Source organism: Pseudomonas fluorescens (genome assembly GCF_002022275.1).
Classification (GTDB): Bacteria; Pseudomonadota; Gammaproteobacteria; order Pseudomonadales; family Pseudomonadaceae; genus Aquipseudomonas; species Aquipseudomonas fluorescens_AJ.
Map to the genome: position 1 here is coordinate 1 of NZ_MSDF01000057.1, position 16,108 is coordinate 16,108.

General features: G+C 61.5%; 12 protein-coding genes and 2 pseudogenes. 7 read left to right on the plus strand and 7 right to left on the minus strand.

The features are described from left to right. Positions 1–365: 365 nt before the first annotated feature. From BFW87_RS28320 to BFW87_RS28340, 5 genes are read right to left on the minus strand one after another with little or no spacing between them, the layout of a single operon-like run. Entirely contained in the window at positions 366–1,370 is a 1,005-nt protein-coding gene (locus BFW87_RS28320) for a substrate-binding domain-containing protein (RefSeq protein WP_078743015.1), read from the minus strand. 37 nt (positions 1,371–1,407) lie between these two features. After that, entirely contained in the window at positions 1,408–2,271 is an 864-nt protein-coding gene (locus BFW87_RS28325) for an SMP-30/gluconolactonase/LRE family protein (RefSeq protein ID WP_078743016.1), read from the minus strand. A gap of 36 nt (positions 2,272–2,307) precedes the next feature. Then, positions 2,308–3,888 carry an aldehyde dehydrogenase (NADP(+)) gene (locus tag BFW87_RS28330; RefSeq protein ID WP_078743017.1) on the minus strand — a complete coding sequence of 527 codons (1,581 nt, stop codon included), beginning with the start codon at positions 3,886–3,888 and terminating at the stop codon, positions 2,308–2,310. A 10-nt stretch (positions 3,889–3,898) separates the two neighbouring features. Then, positions 3,899–4,888, minus strand: a complete 990-nt coding sequence (gene araD1 / locus BFW87_RS28335) for an AraD1 family protein (protein WP_078743018.1) — start codon at positions 4,886–4,888, stop codon at positions 3,899–3,901. Between the two features lie 15 nt (positions 4,889–4,903). Then, a complete protein-coding gene (locus BFW87_RS28340) occupies positions 4,904–6,226 on the minus strand; it encodes an MFS transporter (RefSeq protein WP_078743019.1) in 1,323 nt (440 codons plus the stop codon). Positions 6,227–6,419: 193 nt separating this feature from the next. Between BFW87_RS28340 and BFW87_RS28345 the strand changes: the two genes are divergently transcribed. From BFW87_RS28345 to BFW87_RS32675, 6 genes and pseudogenes are all read left to right on the plus strand, one after another. Beyond that, the gene (locus BFW87_RS28345) at positions 6,420–8,156 is read left to right on the plus strand and encodes an IlvD/Edd family dehydratase (RefSeq protein ID WP_078743020.1); all 1,737 of its coding nucleotides are present in this window, start codon (positions 6,420–6,422) and stop codon (positions 8,154–8,156) included. A gap of 46 nt (positions 8,157–8,202) precedes the next feature. Then, positions 8,203–8,925: a FadR/GntR family transcriptional regulator gene (locus BFW87_RS28350; RefSeq protein WP_078743021.1), complete on the plus strand. Its 723-nt coding sequence runs from the start codon at positions 8,203–8,205 to the stop codon at positions 8,923–8,925. A 47-nt stretch (positions 8,926–8,972) separates the two neighbouring features. Next, entirely contained in the window at positions 8,973–9,656 is a 684-nt protein-coding gene (locus BFW87_RS28355) for an SOS response-associated peptidase (RefSeq protein WP_078743022.1), read from the plus strand. Between the two features lie 114 nt (positions 9,657–9,770). Then, the gene (locus BFW87_RS28360; RefSeq protein ID WP_078743023.1) at positions 9,771–10,661 is read left to right on the plus strand and encodes a bestrophin family protein; all 891 of its coding nucleotides are present in this window, start codon (positions 9,771–9,773) and stop codon (positions 10,659–10,661) included. A gap of 154 nt (positions 10,662–10,815) precedes the next feature. Further along, positions 10,816–11,895 (plus strand): annotated as a pseudogene (locus BFW87_RS32670) (HAMP domain-containing protein); the annotation flags it as partial. Positions 11,896–12,222: 327 nt separating this feature from the next. Then, positions 12,223–12,759: pseudogene (locus BFW87_RS32675) on the plus strand (methyl-accepting chemotaxis protein); the annotation flags it as partial. Between the two features lie 89 nt (positions 12,760–12,848). On the opposite strand, the gene BFW87_RS28370 reads toward BFW87_RS32675, so the two are convergent. After that, positions 12,849–14,069 (minus strand): MFS transporter, encoded by a 1,221-nt coding sequence (locus BFW87_RS28370; protein ID WP_078743025.1) that lies wholly within the window; start codon positions 14,067–14,069, stop codon positions 12,849–12,851. Then, positions 14,066–14,740 (minus strand): RraA family protein, encoded by a 675-nt coding sequence (locus BFW87_RS28375; RefSeq protein ID WP_078743026.1) that lies wholly within the window; start codon positions 14,738–14,740, stop codon positions 14,066–14,068. The genes BFW87_RS28370 and BFW87_RS28375 overlap by 4 nt, the downstream gene beginning before the upstream one ends. A 311-nt stretch (positions 14,741–15,051) precedes the next feature. On the opposite strand from BFW87_RS28375, the gene BFW87_RS28380 reads away from it, so the two are divergent. Next, positions 15,052–16,029: a hydroxyacid dehydrogenase gene (locus tag BFW87_RS28380; RefSeq protein WP_078743027.1), complete on the plus strand. Its 978-nt coding sequence runs from the start codon at positions 15,052–15,054 to the stop codon at positions 16,027–16,029. The last annotated feature ends 79 nt before the right edge of the window (positions 16,030–16,108 follow it).

A 16,108-nucleotide genomic window follows, 5' to 3' on the forward strand; every position in this document is an offset into this window, starting at 1 on the left:
GGCGGCCCACGGATTCAAGCCGGAGTGAGGGCACACCGAGCCTAGGCGAGGTGCCGAGTGGTGGGGCGAGGACCTTTTGGTTACTTTTGGGTCCTTCCAAAAGTGACCCGCCGTAAGGGCGGAACCCTAGGCGGCCGTTACCGCAGCAATGGATATGTACTCCGACCCTAACCCCCTAGTGCCTGACCCATAGCCTTCGCGAGCAAGCCCGCTCCCACAGTTGGATCGTGGGCATCAGTGAGAGAGTGTCCAGCCTTCAGGCCGCTATCGCAGGCAAGCCAGCTCCCACATTTGAACTTCACAAGGACACGAATCGGCATTCGTGCTTCGAGCGGCCCCATCACGGCGGCCGCCAAACCAAAAAGTCAGTTCCACAAACCGATCTTCTCCAGCTCCTGCTTAAAGTTCGCACGCGTGATCAACGTCACCTCATCCATGGCGGTGTACTTCGGCGGCTCCGTACCTTTGGTCACCCACTCATACATCATCAGCGCCGTGTTATACCCCTCAATATGCGGACTAGGCAGCATCGAGCCAAAAAACCCGCTGTCAGCTTTTTTCAGCTCGCCAATCGCATCCGTCCCATTGATGCCAATGCCAATCACATTAGCCGCAGCAAACCCCGCACTCTCAGTCGCACGCACCCCACCCAGCACCGTGTTGTCGTTCATGCCACCAATAATCAAGTGCTTCGCACCACTCGGCAGCTTGACCAGCGCCGAATTGGTCGCATCCATGCTGCCGGGAACATCCAGCGTCTTGGCAGCCGTAAACAGAATGTGATCCTTGGGAATACCCGCATCCTCCAGGGATTTAACCGAACCGTCAGTGCGCTTTTTACCGGTATCAAGCTCGTTGAAGGTATTGATCACCGCATACGTATCCTTCCACTCCCACCCGCGCTTTTTCGCCTCCGCCGCCATCGCGGCGCCCTGCTTCTGGCCCACCTCAAACGCCGCCATACCAAGGTATGGCACGTCCTCCATGAAATTGCCCTTGGCGTCGACAAAACGGTCATCTACCGCAATCACTTTCAGCCCGTTAGCCTTGGCCTTGGCAACAATGGCCGGGCCGAGCGACACATCCGGCGGGCAGATCACAAAGCCCTTCGCGCCGTTGGCCGCCAGGCTGTCGATCGCCGAAAGGGTTTTCTCGCCATCGGGCACAGCGATCTTGATCACAGTGAAACCATGTTCCTTGCCGGCTTTTTCGGCAAAGGCCCATTCGGTCTGGAACCACGGCTCTTCAGCCTGCTTGACCAGAAAACCGATCTTCACTTCCTCAGCGGCGAGCAACAGCCCGCTCAAGCTCAGGGTCGAGACCGCCACAGCGGCGCAGCACAGGGAACGCAAACCACGACGACGATTCATACGGGTGACTCCTTGTTGTTGTTTTAAAGTCTTGGGTTTATCCGGCAAAGCGGTGACAGGGCTTGCCTGCCACGTCGACCTCAATGGCCAATACCGCGCCATCCAGAGGGTGATCCAATGGGCTGGCGGCACTGGTGATATACAAAGTGGTCAGGTTCGGCCCACCGAATACGCAACTGGTTGGGCGACTGACAGGCAGTTCGATGACACGGTCCACTTCACCGCCGGGCGTCAGGCGCAGCAGGCAACTGCCATCCCAACGCGCGTTCCAGATATAGCCTTCGGCATCCATCGCCGAACCATCCGGCCCGCCGTGCGCGTGCGACCCGAACCACAGGGTGGCGGGGTCGAGTTGGCCATCGGGCTGGATCGAATACCGGTACAGCGTCTCGTCCATGCTGTCGCCGAAAGTCACCTCGGTGCCGTCATCATTCCAGAGCAGGGTGTTGGGAATACCCAGCCCACTCAGCAGCGGCGTGACCTGCGCATCGGCATCAATCCGAAATAGCCCACCGGAGCGCCGCGTGATCGGCAAGTCTTCGCCGTTCTCGCCAATATTGTTTTGCATGGTGCCCAACCACAGGCGGCCCTTGGCATCGCAGCGTGCTTCATTACCGCGGTTACCCGGTTGCGGGTCGGCCACGCACAGCAGGGTCAGGGCTTCGGTGACCAGGTCGAGCCGGTAAACACCGCTGCTCAAGGTCACCAGCGCATCGCCGCTTTCACACGGGATAAATGCCGAGACATGCTCGGGCAATTGCCAAATGCGCAATTGCCCATCCATCAAACGCAGCGCCTGTTTGCCGGCGATATTGACCCAATACAGCGCCTGGGTCGGCACGTCCCAGAACGGACCTTCGCCCAACTGCGCGCGGTGCGGGGTAACGGCGATACACGACATGTAGCCTCCTGGATTTTTATTGTTTTCGGCTGCGCGTCACAGCGGTTCACGGGATGGCGTGCCATCCACCAGCCGCTGGATACGCAACGGATTGGCGTTTTTCAACGCGTCGGGCAGCAGGCTATCAGGGTAATTCTGGAAGCACACGGGGCGCAGAAAACGCTCGATGGCCAAGCTGCCGACCGAGGTGCCACGGGCATCCGAGGTGGCAGGATACGGGCCGCCGTGAACCATCGAATCGCAGACTTCAACGCCGGTCGGGTAGCCGTTGAGCAGGATACGGCCGACCTTTTGCTCCAGCAGCGGCGTCAGTTCGGCGAACTGATCAAAGTCGGCCGGTTCGCCAATGATCGTCGCGGTGAGCTGGCCGTGCAGCCCGTTCAAGGCGGCGCTGAGCTGGGCCTTGTCGGCGACTTCAACAAACACGGTGGTCGGGCCAAACACTTCTTCCTGCAGTACTTCATCGCCGTCGATCAACAGCTGCACGTCAGCCTTGAACAGCTGCGGCTGCGCCTGTTTGCCCGTTTGCGCGCTGCCCGCCAAGTGCTGAATGCCCGGGTGTGCCAGGAGCTTTTCCAGGCCTTTGCCGTAGCTGTTCAAGGTGCCCGCATTGAGCATGGTTTGCGCCGGTTGATCGCCGATCAATTGGGCGACCTGCCGGGTGAACGCGGTGAACTGCGCTGATGCAATACCGATCACCAAACCGGGGTTGGTGCAGAACTGGCCGCAACCCTGCACCACCGAGGCCGTCAGGTCGCGGGCGATGCTCTCGGCACGGGCCTGGAGTGCCTGAGGCAATACGATCACCGGGTTGATGCTCGACATTTCGGCAAATACCGGGATCGGCTGCGCGCGTGCGGCTGCCATGTCGCACAAGGCACGCCCGCCCTTAAGCGAGCCGGTGAAACCCACGGCCTGGATCGCCGGGTGCTTGACCAACGCCTCACCCACGCCATCACCGAAAATCATGTTGAACACGCCCGCCGGCATCTCGGTGGCCTCGGCCGCCCGAATGATCGCATCGGCGACGCGCTCAGCCGTCGCCATGTGCCCGCTATGAGCCTTGAACACCACCGGGCAGCCTGCCGCGAATGCCGCCGCCGTATCGCCGCCGGCGGTGGAGAACGCCAGGGGGAAGTTGCTTGCACCAAACACGGCCACGGGGCCGAGGCCGATGCGGTATTGGCGCAGGTCCGGACGCGGCAGCGGCTGGCGATCGGGCAGTGCCCTGTCGATACGCGCCCCGTAGAAATCGCCGCGACGCAGCACCGTTGCGAACAGGCGCATCTGACCGCTGGTGCGCCCGCGCTCGCCTTTGATCCGTGCAGCCGGCAGCGCGGTTTCACGGCAAACCAGCGCAACGAAATCATCCCCCAGCGCGTCCAGCTCATCGGCCACCGCATCCAGGAATTGCGCGCGGCGCGAGGCGCTTAATGCGCGGTACGCCGGGTAAGCAGCGGCGGCCGCTTGGGCGGCAGCGTCGACCTCTTCGGGCGTGGCCTGGTAGAAGCCCTGGGGCAAGGCTTCGCCGGTGGTGGCATCGACGCTTTTCAGCGTGACACTGCCGTTGGCGCTGCGCTGCCCGCCGATGTAGTTGTGGCCGAGAAACGGGGTCATGGTGATCTCCTTAAAGCGTGATGACGTCGCCGGGTTCAAAGGCCGCATCGCTGGTGCCGACACGGTTGACCAGCGGCGCGCCGAACTCGGCCTGGCTGATCTCGAACACATCCCCCGGCTGAGTGCGTATGCCGTCGGCGAATGACAACGTGGCGGTGCCGAAAAAGTGAATATGCACATCACCCGGCGTGAGGAACTGGCGGTATTTGAAATGGTGGTATTCGAGGTTTTGCAGGCTGTGGCACATATTGGCCTCGCCACTGAGGAATTCGTTCCGCCAGATTTCCTCGCCGTTGCGCAGGATGCGGCTGGTACCCGCCAGGTGCTCGGGCAACTCGCCCACGCGCAGCTCCGGGCCATAGCTGCAACTGCGCAGTTTGGAATGGGCCAGGTACAGGTAATTCTTGCGTTCCATGATGTGGTCGGAGAACTCGTTGCCCACGGCAAACCCCACGCGGTAGGGCTTGCTGTCGTGGCCGATCACGTAAAGGCCGCCGATTTCCGGCTCTTCTCCGGCGTCTTCGGCAAACGGTGGCACCGGGAACGCCCCACCCGGACGCACAACGATGCTGCCGTCGCCTTTGTAAAACCACTCGGGTTGCACGCCTGCCTGACCGGCGGCCGGCTTACCGCCCTCCACGCCCCATTGGAAGATGCGCATGCTGTCGGTCAGAGCGGTGTCGTCAGCGGCCTGGTGCATTTTGTCCCGCGCCGAGGCGCTGCCCAAGTGGGTCAGACCGGTGCCGCTGATCAACATGTGCGCCGGGTCCGGGTGGTCCAGCGGCGGCAGGATTTTCAGGTCCGCCAACAACGCGGCGTAGTCGTAGCTGTCGCCCAAGCCGAGGCTGTTGACCTGTTGCGCCAAATCCACACCGGCTTCGATGGCCGCCAGGGCCAGTTCGCGTACCGTACGCGCACCGGTCACTTCGCGCAGTTTGCTGCCTTCGACGACGCCAACGCGACGCTCGCCATTACGTAATTCGAACTGAACCAAACGCATTAAATTTCTCCTGGATTAAAGTCGTGAAGCGCCACGCGCACTGGCGGAAAACTGGTCGACAGGCAGCACGTGCTTGCGCTCCAGCACGCGGTAAACCACGCCGGTCAAGACCAGCCCGAACACCATCACCCCGGACAGAAAGTACAAGCCCGAAGCCAGGTTGCCGGTGTATTCCTTGAGCGCACCGATCACGAACGGGCCGATATAGCCGCCTAGGTTGCCCACCGAATTGATCAGCGCAATGCCCGCCGCCGCACTGGCACCGGCAAAAAACCGCCCCGGCAAGGTCCAGAACACCGCAGTGCAGGAAAACAGCGCAAACGCCGCCAGGCACAGCGCGGCCATTTGCAGCACCGGCACACTCAGCCAGGCGCTGCAGAACAGGCCGATGGCGCCGAGCACATAGAGCACGGCGAGGTGGCCGTAGCGGTCATTCAAACGGTCGGAACTGCCCGGGATGATCAGCAGCCCGATGATCCCGAAGATGTAGGGCACGGCAGAGATGAAACCGGTGGTGAGGTCGCTGCCGCCGAATTGCTTGATCAGGGTCGGCAGCCACAGGCCCAGGCCATAAATGCTCAGGGTCACCGGCAGGTAAAACAGCGCCAGCAGCAACACCCGCGTGTCTTTGAGCGCCTGCAGCGGGTTGCCGTGACGGGTCTGGCCGTAGGCTTGCAGGTCTTTATTCAGCTCGCCGGTGAGCCAGGTTTTTTCGTTCTCGGTCATCCAGCTGACTTGCTTGGGGCCATCCGGCAGAAAACGCAGCACCGGCCAGGTCAGCAGCAGCGCCGGGGTGCCGATCACGATAAACAGCCATTGCCAGCCGTGCAGGCCGAGGATGCCGTCCATGCCAAGCAATCCGCCAGACACAGGACCGGTAATCATCATCGCGATGGGTTGCGAAAGGATGAACAGCCCGAGAATCTTGCCGCGATGGCGCACCGGGAACCATTGAGTGATGTAGTAGAGAACGCCCGGGAAGAACCCGGCTTCCGCCGCGCCGAGCAAAAAGCGCATGACGTAGAAACTCTGCGGCCCCTGCACGAACGCCATGCCGATGGTGATGGCGCCCCAGGTCAGCATGATCCGCGCAAACCAGCGCCGCGCGCCGAAGCGGTCGAGCATCAGGTTGCTGGGGATTTCGAAGAGAAAGTAGCCAATGAAGAACAACCCCGCACCCAACCCATAGGCGGCGTCGCCAATGCCGACGTCGGCACCCATGTGCAGTTTGGCAAAGCCCACCGCCGAGCGGTCCACGTAGGCGATCAGGTACAGCAGGATCAGGAATGGAATCAGTTTCAGCGTGATGCGCCGAATAAGCCGCAATTCCTGGCTCATGGGGTCGATCTCCGATTGTTGTTTTTATAGAAGCTCGGGGGGCGCGCCTCTGGCGAAAAATCGCCAGGGCAACGCCTCAGTTGGACCGACTATATAGTACGACTATTTACAAGACAACACTTCCAAAGCATCGATTTTGCGCTTATGTTTACGACTATATAGAACATATAGTCATACAATAAGAGAATCGATCATGCCTGATAAAACGCCCGCCCTACGCTCCGCCCAGTGGTTTGGCACCGCCGACAAGAACGGTTTCATGTACCGCAGCTGGATGAAGAACCAGGGCATTGCCGACCATCAGTTTCATGGCAAACCGATCATCGGCATCTGTAACACCTGGTCGGAGCTGACCCCGTGCAACGCGCATTTCCGCCAGATTGCCGAGCACGTCAAACGCGGCGTGATCGAGGCCGGTGGCTTTCCCGTGGAGTTCCCGGTGTTCTCCAACGGCGAATCGAACCTGCGCCCGACCGCGATGCTCACGCGCAACCTGGCGAGCATGGACGTGGAAGAAGCCATTCGCGGCAACCCGATTGACGGCGTGGTGCTGCTTACCGGTTGCGACAAAACCACCCCGGCACTGCTGATGGGCGCGGCCAGTTGCGACGTGCCGGCGATCGTGGTCACCGGCGGGCCGATGCTCAACGGCAAGCACAAGGGCCAGGACATTGGTTCGGGCACGGTGGTGTGGCAGCTCAGCGAGCAGGTCAAGGCCGGCACGATTACTCTGGATGATTTCCTTGCGGCCGAGGGCGGCATGTCGCGCTCTGCGGGCACCTGCAACACCATGGGCACCGCCTCGACCATGGCCTGCATGGCCGAAGCGCTGGGCACCTCGTTGCCGCACAACGCGGCGATTCCGGCGGTGGATGCGCGGCGCTATGTGCTGGCGCATATGTCCGGCATGCGCGCGGTTGAGATGGTGCGCGAAGATTTGAAACTGTCGAAGATCCTGACGAAAGAGGCATTTGAAAACGCGATCCGCGTGAATGCCGCCATCGGCGGTTCGACCAACGCCGTGATTCACCTGAAGGCCATCGCCGGGCGCATCGGCGTGGAACTCGACCTCGACGACTGGACCCGCATGGGCCGTGGCGTGCCGACCATCGTTGACCTGCAACCGTCGGGGCGTTTCCTGATGGAGGAGTTCTACTACGCCGGCGGCCTGCCCGCGGTGCTGCGGCGTCTCGGCGAAGCGAATCTGATTCCGCATCCGAACGCCCTGACCGTCAACGGCAAATCCCTGGGCGACAACACCAAGGACTCGCCGATCTATGGTCAGGACGAAGTGATCCGCACCCTCGACAACCCGATCCGCGCCGACGGCGGCATCTGTGTGCTGCGCGGCAACCTCGCCCCGCTCGGCGCGGTGCTCAAGCCGTCTGCGGCCAGCCCCGAGCTGATGCAGCACCGCGGCCGCGCGGTGGTGTTTGAAGACTTCGACATGTACAAAGCGCGCATCAACGACCCCGAACTGGACGTGGACGCCAACTCGATTCTGGTCATGAAAAACTGCGGGCCCAAGGGTTATCCGGGCATGGCCGAAGTCGGCAACATGGGCTTGCCGGCCAAGCTGTTGGCCCAGGGCGTGACCGACATGGTGCGCATTTCCGACGCGCGCATGAGCGGCACCGCCTACGGCACGGTGGTGTTGCACGTGGCGCCGGAAGCCGCCGCCGGCGGGCCGTTGGCCACGGTGAAGGAAGGCGACTGGATCGAACTCGACTGCGCTAACGGCCGCCTGCACCTGGACATCCCCGACACAGAGCTGGCGGCGCGCATGGCAGATTTGGCGCCGCCGCAGAAACTCATCGTCGGCGGCTACCGCCAGCTGTACATCGACCACGTGTTGCAGGCCGATCAGGGCTGCGACTTTGACTTCCTGGTGGGCTGCCGTGGGGCTGAAGTACCGCGTCATTCCCACTAAGTGGGATGCTATGATGCCGCGAACCTAGTCAGAGCCGTCCGTCGTTATGGATCACCAGCCGCCCAAGCCGCGCAAGAGCATGCATGCCCAGATCGTTCAGGACTTGGGCATGCACATCGTTTCCGGCCGCTTCAAGCCCGAAGAACGCCTGCCCATGGAGGCCACGCTCTGCGAGGAGTACAAGGTCAGCCGTTCGGTATTGCGCGAAGCGACCCGGGTGCTCAGCGCCAAGGGCCTGGTGTATTCCAAGCCACGGGTGGGCGCAGTGGTGCGCCCGCGCCTGAAATGGCACTTGCTCGACCCGGACGTGCTGTCGTGGCTGATGCAGTCCACGCCCCACAGCGAGTTCTTCAATACGCTGGCGGGGGTGCGGCGCATTCTTGAACCGGAAATCGCCGCCATGGCCGCGACCACCGCCACCGCTGAAGACATCGCCACCATCGAAAAAGCTTACCTGGGCATGGAAACCGCGAAGACTCACGACGACCTACTGCAGGCCGACCTCGACTTTCATCGCGCCATCGCCGACGCCACCCGCAACGACTTGCTCGCCTACATGTGCAACATGCTCTCGCTGCCGCTGCGCGAGTCGATCAACATCACCAACCGCCGCCCCGACATCCAGGGCCTCAGCCTGCCGCGCCACAAGGCGATCCTCACGGCCATCCAGAACCGCGACGCCCTCGGCGCCCGGCACGCCTCGCTGGTGCAACTCGACGACACCCGCGTGGCGCTGGACACCGTGATGAATGTGCTGACGCCGTTGTAACCCGCGCATCTGCGGCTACGCTCAGGTGACAGCCTGAGGGATCAGCCATGTGCGGACGACTGACGCAGTACCGGGGCATCCACGACTTTGTGGCCGCCTTGAGCATGCCCAATGCCCTGGTCAACAGCGTGGGCGAGCAACCCCTTGAACGCTACAACGTGGCGCCTTCGACGCCAGTCGCCCTGCTCCACCTTGAAAACGAACTGCTGCACGCCGACCGCGTGCGCTGGGGCTGGCGCCCGCACTGGGCCAAAGACCGCGCGCCGCCGATCAATGCGCGCGTGGAGAAAGTCGCCAATGGCCCGTTCTTTCGCGCGATCTGGCCGCACCGCGCCATCGCGCCGATCGACAGCTGGTTTGAATGGGTGGACGAAGGCGGTCCGAAAAAACAGCCTTATCTGATTCGCCGTCGCGACGGTGAACCGGTGTTTTGTGCCGCAATTGGCCAGTTACCGGACACCGATGAAGGCGCGGGTGAGGATGACGGGTTTGTGATCATCACGGCCGACAGTGCCGGCGGCATGATCGATATTCATGACCGCAGACCGGTGGTGCTCAACCCGGAACTGGCGCGCGAATGGCTGGACCCGGCCACACTCAGAGGGCGTGCCGAGCAGATGGTGATGTTTCAGGGTGAACCGGCCGAGGCGTTTGAATGGTTTCGCGTGGACGCGGCGGTTGGTAATCCGCGCCATGATGGGCCGCATGTGATTGAGCGCATCGACGGCTGACACCCTGGCGATCGGAAACGATTCAGCCTGCGCAAACATTAACGCCGAACCTTTCCCCCAGACCCGCGTCCGAGCTAAGGCACCGTTGCCAACTGCTCGCCGCGAGGTTGTCGTTTGAAAGCCGCCATCATCAAAAAGTATCGTTTGATCATCAAGACCATGGGCTATGTGGGCTGGGCCCTGTTCTGGCTGTTGTTGTGGGATGTCGCCGTGACGGTGGACTTCATGCTGTTTCTCACCACCAAAATCAATTTGCCGCTGATGCCGCTTACCCTGCTGGGTTCGGCGCTGGTGGTACTGATCAGTTTTCGTAACAGCAGCGCCTACAACCGCTGGTGGGAAGCGCGCACGTTGTGGGGCGCAATGGTCAATAACTCACGCAGTTTTGCCCGTCAGGTGCTCACCCTGATGGATGACCCGGACACCGAGGTCAACCCGGTCAAGTCCACCCTGCTGCGCCGTCACGTCGCCTATGTGAACTGCCTCGCGGCGCACCTCAAGGGCCAGCCATGCCCGGATGAGGTGCGCGCATTTATCCCCGCCGAAGAATTTGCGCGCAACGGTGCCACCAACAACTTTGCCAATGACATCCTCACCGGCTCGGCGGCGATACTTGCCCGGGAATACAAGGCCGGGCATCTGGACAGCATTCGCCTGGCGCGTCTGGAATCAACATTGGTGGACCTCTCCAACGCCCAAGGCGGCATGGAACGCATCGCCAATACGCCACTGCCCTACCCTTACGTGTACTTCCCGCGCCTGTTCATTTCGCTGTTCTGCCTGATCGTGCCGGTGGGTCTGGTGGAGTCTTTGGGTTGGTTTACACCGCTGGCGTCGACGGTGGTGGGCTTTATGCTGCTGGCGATCGAGCGCATCGGCACCGACCTGCAAAGCCCGTTTCATTCCAGCGAACACCAGATCCAGATGGAAACCATCTGCGAAACCATCGAAAGGAACCTGCAGTCGATGCAGCGCGATGCCCTGGGCAGCGAGCGCCTCGGCTGACCGTCCGTCCGCTTCCTCTTAACGGCCTAAAGTGCTCATCGCCCCAGTCGATACACCGGATGAGCATGGGCCGCCCTCTGCAAAAACAACACATGCGACGCTCACCGCTACCGTTTTTTCCTTGCCAAAACTATAAATACCCGCGGGAGAAGTCATGAATATCAAGCAAAAGCTGACCCTGGCGTTTGCAGCCATCGCGTGCGTGCCGGTTATCCTGGTGGCCGTGCTGGTGGTGTTGAACCTGCGCGAGGGGGCCCAAGCCAATTTCCTCGACAGCAGCGGTCGCGAAATCCGCCAGATCGACAACGGCATGAAGCAGTTCTTCGATGGCATCAGCCAGAACGTCGACTATGTGGCCAAGGACCCGCGCGTTGTCGCGGCCAAGGACCTCAAAAGCTACGCTGGCGCCGATGCGGCGCAAATTCCCCTCACCCCCACGAACAAAGCGCTTCTGGACATTTTCGACCAGTTCGCCAAAAGCCACCCCAGCACCGCTTACCTGTCCCTGGGGTTGAGCGATGGCGGCTACGCCAGTTGGCCGGACGACGCCAAACTGAACAACTACGACCCGCGCGTACGCCCCTGGTACAAAGCGGCCGTGGCTGCGCCGGGCACCACCGTGCGTACCGGCGCCTACTACTGGGCACCCGACGATGTGGTACTGATCGGCACGGTACGCACGGTCGCCGACGCCACCGGAAAAGTGCTCGGCGTGGTCGGCCTGGACGTATCGCTCAAGCAACTGACTGAACTGGTTCGCAACATCAAGCTCGGTGACAGCGGCTACCTGATGTTGGTTGAAGCGAACGGTAACGTGCTGGTTGACCCCAGCGATGCCACACACAATTTCAAGCCCCTGGCTGACCTGGGCGCCAACTACGCCGAGCTGGCCAAACAGGGCGACGGCGTCACCCGGATCGACATCAATGGAGTGACGTACATGGCCAACGTGGTGAGCTCCAAAGACCTGGGCTGGCGCTTTATCGGCCTGATCAAACGCGATGAAGTCATGGCCCAGGCCGCACACCTCACTTGGCTGATCGCCGCCATCGCAGCGGTGCTGGCCGTGGCGTTCGCGATTGTAGGTGCCAGCTTTGCCCGGGTGATCGTGCGTCCAATTCGCGGGGTTGCCGACGGCCTGCAAGAGATCGCCGAAGGTGAAGGCGACCTCACCCGTCAGCTCAAGGTCGAAGGCAAGGATGAAACGGCCAGCCTGGCAGGTTGGTTCAACCAGTTTCTGAGCATGATCGCCCAACTGGTGCAGCGTATCGGCAACGCTTCATCCGACCTGCAAACGGCCGCCGCCGATACCAGCGAAGTCGCCAACAACATGAACAGCGCGGCCGGGCGTCAGCGTGAAGCCGTGGAGTTGGTAAGCACCGCGTTCAATGAGATGGTTGCCACCGCCAACGAGGTGGCCCGCTCGTGCAGCGCCGCGGCCTCAAGTGCCGATGAAGGCTACCGCGATGTACACGACGGCCAGCAACACATCGGTGAAGCCACCGGCAGCGTGCTCAAGCTGAGCGAAGACCTGCAACGCTCGACCCAGACCATGCAGTTGCTGGAACAAGACAGCAAAAATATCAACACCATCCTCGACACCATCCGCTCGATTGCCGAGCAGACCAACCTGCTCGCGCTCAACGCTGCGATTGAAGCGGCACGTGCGGGTGACCAGGGTCGTGGGTTTGCCGTGGTTGCCGACGAAGTACGCGCCCTGGCCCGGCGTACCGCCGACTCCACCGGCGAGATCGACAGCCTGCTGGGCAACCTCGCCCGCCGCACCCAGGAAGTCACTCAACAGATGCAGGGCAGCCTGCTGGTATCCAACACCAGTGTGGAACGCATCCAGCAAGCCCGCGACAGCTTCGACAAGATCCGTGGCTCAGTCGATTCGATCCGCGACCAGAACACCCAGATCGCCACGGCCGCCGAAGAGCAGCACCAAGTGGCCGAAGAGATCAACCGGCACATCGCACAGATCCACGCTGACGCCCGTCTGGTGGAAGGGTTTGCACACTCGGCACAGACCGGGTCTGGGCGCTTGACGGATATTTCCGGGCAACTGAAGGGGTTGGTGGGACGGTTCAAGTTCTGATGCACCCGCACGCACCACCGTAGCGGGGGTGCGTGTTTTGCGAGAAGGTCGCGTCTTACCGGCGATGGGGCTTGCGCTGTTGACTGCAATCAATCGCGCCGACGGCTGAAGTGCCAGCTGAGCATTTGATAAAACCCGAGCAGGCTCCCGGCCAATATCAATGTCCACTGCACGCTCAGCGCTGCCGCCAGCAAGCCGGCCAACAGCCCGCCGATGGCTTCGAAACCAAACCGCATGGCGATGTAGAACGCGATAACCCTGCCCCGCAGCGCTTCCGGGGCGGCGCTTTGCAGCGTCATATTGCTGCTGACATTACTCACGGTGATCCCGAAGCCCAACCCGGCGAGCGCCACCAGTGTGAGCCACAACGCAGGGTTGGCGGCTACCGCGCACAGCGAGCCTGCGCAAACAACAGTGCCGACCGCAATGATGCGACTCAGGTTCGAAGAGCTGCCGGCGAACGCCAGGAAGATCGTGGCCAAGAAAGCGCCGGCACCCGCCGCCCCCCACAACCAGCCCAGCGTTTGTGCATCACCGCTGAACACGTGTTTGGCCAGAATCGGTAACAACACCGTGTAGCCAGAGGCCAGCAGATTGACCATCACCACACTGATCAGCAAACGCCGGATGGACACGGTGCCCCACAGGTAGCGCAACCCTTCACGAAAGATCTCGCCAGTCGAGCCCTGAGCCCTGGACTGGGCACGGCTCTGCACGTTGCTCAAGCCGACCAGCAACATGCCGAACGCGATGGAGGTCAACAAGAAGCAACCGGCCTCACCGCTCCAGCCAATCAACAAACCGGCCAGCGGCGGGCCGATAAAGCGCGCGGCGTTGATCAACATCGCGTTGAGAACGAGCGCGTTGGGCAGGTCACCGGGGTCATCGACGAAGCTGGCGATCAGCGCTTGCCGCAGGGGCGTTTCCAGCGCGTTGAGCAGGCCCAGCAGCAGTGCCATAGCGATGATCACTTCGCGCCCCATCCAGTGCTGCCAGGTGAGCACGGCCAGGGCCAGAGACTGTAATGCCAGTGCTGCTTGCACAACCATCAACAGGCGACGCTTGTCGTGCCGGTCGGACCAGGCACCCGCCAATGGCCCGACCAGCAATTGCGGCAGCAGCGTCAGAAACGCAATTGCACCCAGCAGTACTGCCGAGCCCGTCAAGTGGTAGGCGAGCCAGGACAATGCAACCTGTTGCACCCATTTGCCCAAGGTGGAGAGGCCCTGGCCGACAAAGTAGATCTGGAAATTTCGATGGCTCAGCGCGCGAATGGGCGCGGGCCAGCGGGAGGCAGAAGCAGGATTCAAATAAACTCACAGCCCTTTTGTACAAGGGATTTCAAGACCCAGGAACGGTCGTTTTCGCCCAGAGCAATCTGTTCAAGCTGCTTCTGTTCGGCGGCATGTTTGGCATGGGCGCGATCATACACCTCACTGACCTGATCGAAGGGCACGCAGAGCAAACCGTCCTCATCACCGATTATCAGGTCGCCAGGCTCGATGACCATGCCACCGAGGGCAATCGGCACATTGACTTCGCCGGGGCCGTCCTTGTAAGGACCACGGTGGGTGATACCGGCAGCAAACACTGGAAATGCCCCGGCGCCAATGCTGGCGGCATCACGAATGGCCCCATTGATCACAACCCCCGCCACGCCTTTCTTGATCGCATAAGCCACCATCATTTCGCCTATCAGCGCATTGCTCAGGTCACCCCCTGCGTCCACAACGATCACGTCGCCTGGCTCAGCAATATCCAGCGCGTGGTGCAGCATGAGGTTATCCCCGGGCCGCGCCTTGACGGTCAACGCCGGGCCTGCCAGCACGCCCGAGCGGTGCATCGGTTGCAGGCCGGCGCCGCCTGCGGTCATGCGGTTCATCGAGTCGCTGATGTTGGCGACGGGGACGGTTCGATAACGCTCGACCCACTCGGCGGCGACTTTACGCGGCTGCTTGAGCACTCTGAATCCGATGGACATGGCCTTTCCTCTTGTGGCTTTTATGGGACGCTGATCGCTTGTTAATGAAACGACGTTTCGAAATTAACACCGAGATTTGAAACTGACAAGATAAAAGCCAGAGGTCCTTTTAAGCGAATGGCGTTACAAATCTGCTTATTTACAGGAAAACCCACCACCATCAAGGATTACAGCCAAACCGATGATCCTTTCTGAAACAGATGTCTTTAATTTTATATTGCAACGCCATTTCATTATGGTAGGTTTCAACCACCGTTGAACGCCACAAAGCGCCCCAACTGCACACCGACAAGAAAACAAAGGTGCAAAAAATGACCCGAACCCTTCTGCTGACCGGCCCGCAATTGACCGACGAAGCCATGGCCCACGCAGCCGCCCACGGTGTACGCGTTCTGCCGACCACGCCCTACGCCCCCGCCGACGAACTCACCGCGATCATCGCCCGCGAGCAGCCGGACGCGATTATCGTGCGCCAGGGCAAACTGACCCGCGAGATGATCAACGCGTCAGCCTCGTTGAAGATCATTGCCAAGCACGGGGTGGGCTACGACACCATCGACATTGCCGCCGCCGCCGAACGCCGCATTCCAGTGACCATCGCCTTGGGTGCCAACGCCCAGTCCGTGGCCGAGCACGCACTGGCGCTGATGTTCAGTGTCGCCCGCCAGACCGCCCTGCTCGACGCACGCATGCGGGACGGTCACTGGGACAAGGCCACGTCGGTGGGCATTGAGCTTTCGGGCAAAACCCTCGGCCTGGTAGGGCTTGGCGCTATCGGACGAATCCTGATGGACCTGGTGGCGCCGCTGCGCATGACCGTCAAGGTTTATGACCCCTACCTCGACCACCTGCCACACCTGCCGAATGTGGAGCGTGTCGAGGACTTCGATGCCCTGCTGACAGGCTGCGATATCATCAGCCTGCATTGCCCGCTGACCGAACAGAATCGCAACCTCTTCGGGGCCACGCAGTTCAAGCGCATGCGCGCCAGGAGCCTGCTGATCAATACGGCGCGCGGCGAGCTGATTGATACCGATGCGCTCATCCAGGCCCTGAGCACCGGCCAGATCGCCGGTGCCGGCCTCGACACCTTCAACCCCGAACCACCGCCTGCGGATTCGGCGCTGTGGGGTTTGCCGACCCTGGTAGCCACCCCGCATGTGGGCGCCAACACGGCTGAAGCGCGTGACCGGGTAGGCCTTCTGGCGGTGCAACAGATCATCGCCTGCTGGGGCGGTACTGCGCCGCACCCACGCACGGTGGTGAACCGTCACCTCTTCGCCCACTGATCCGGCGTGCATTGCCTGGGCTTCACGTGAGAGAGCACGCGCTCATAACGCTTCTCCAAAAAAAACAAAACGGGAGAGA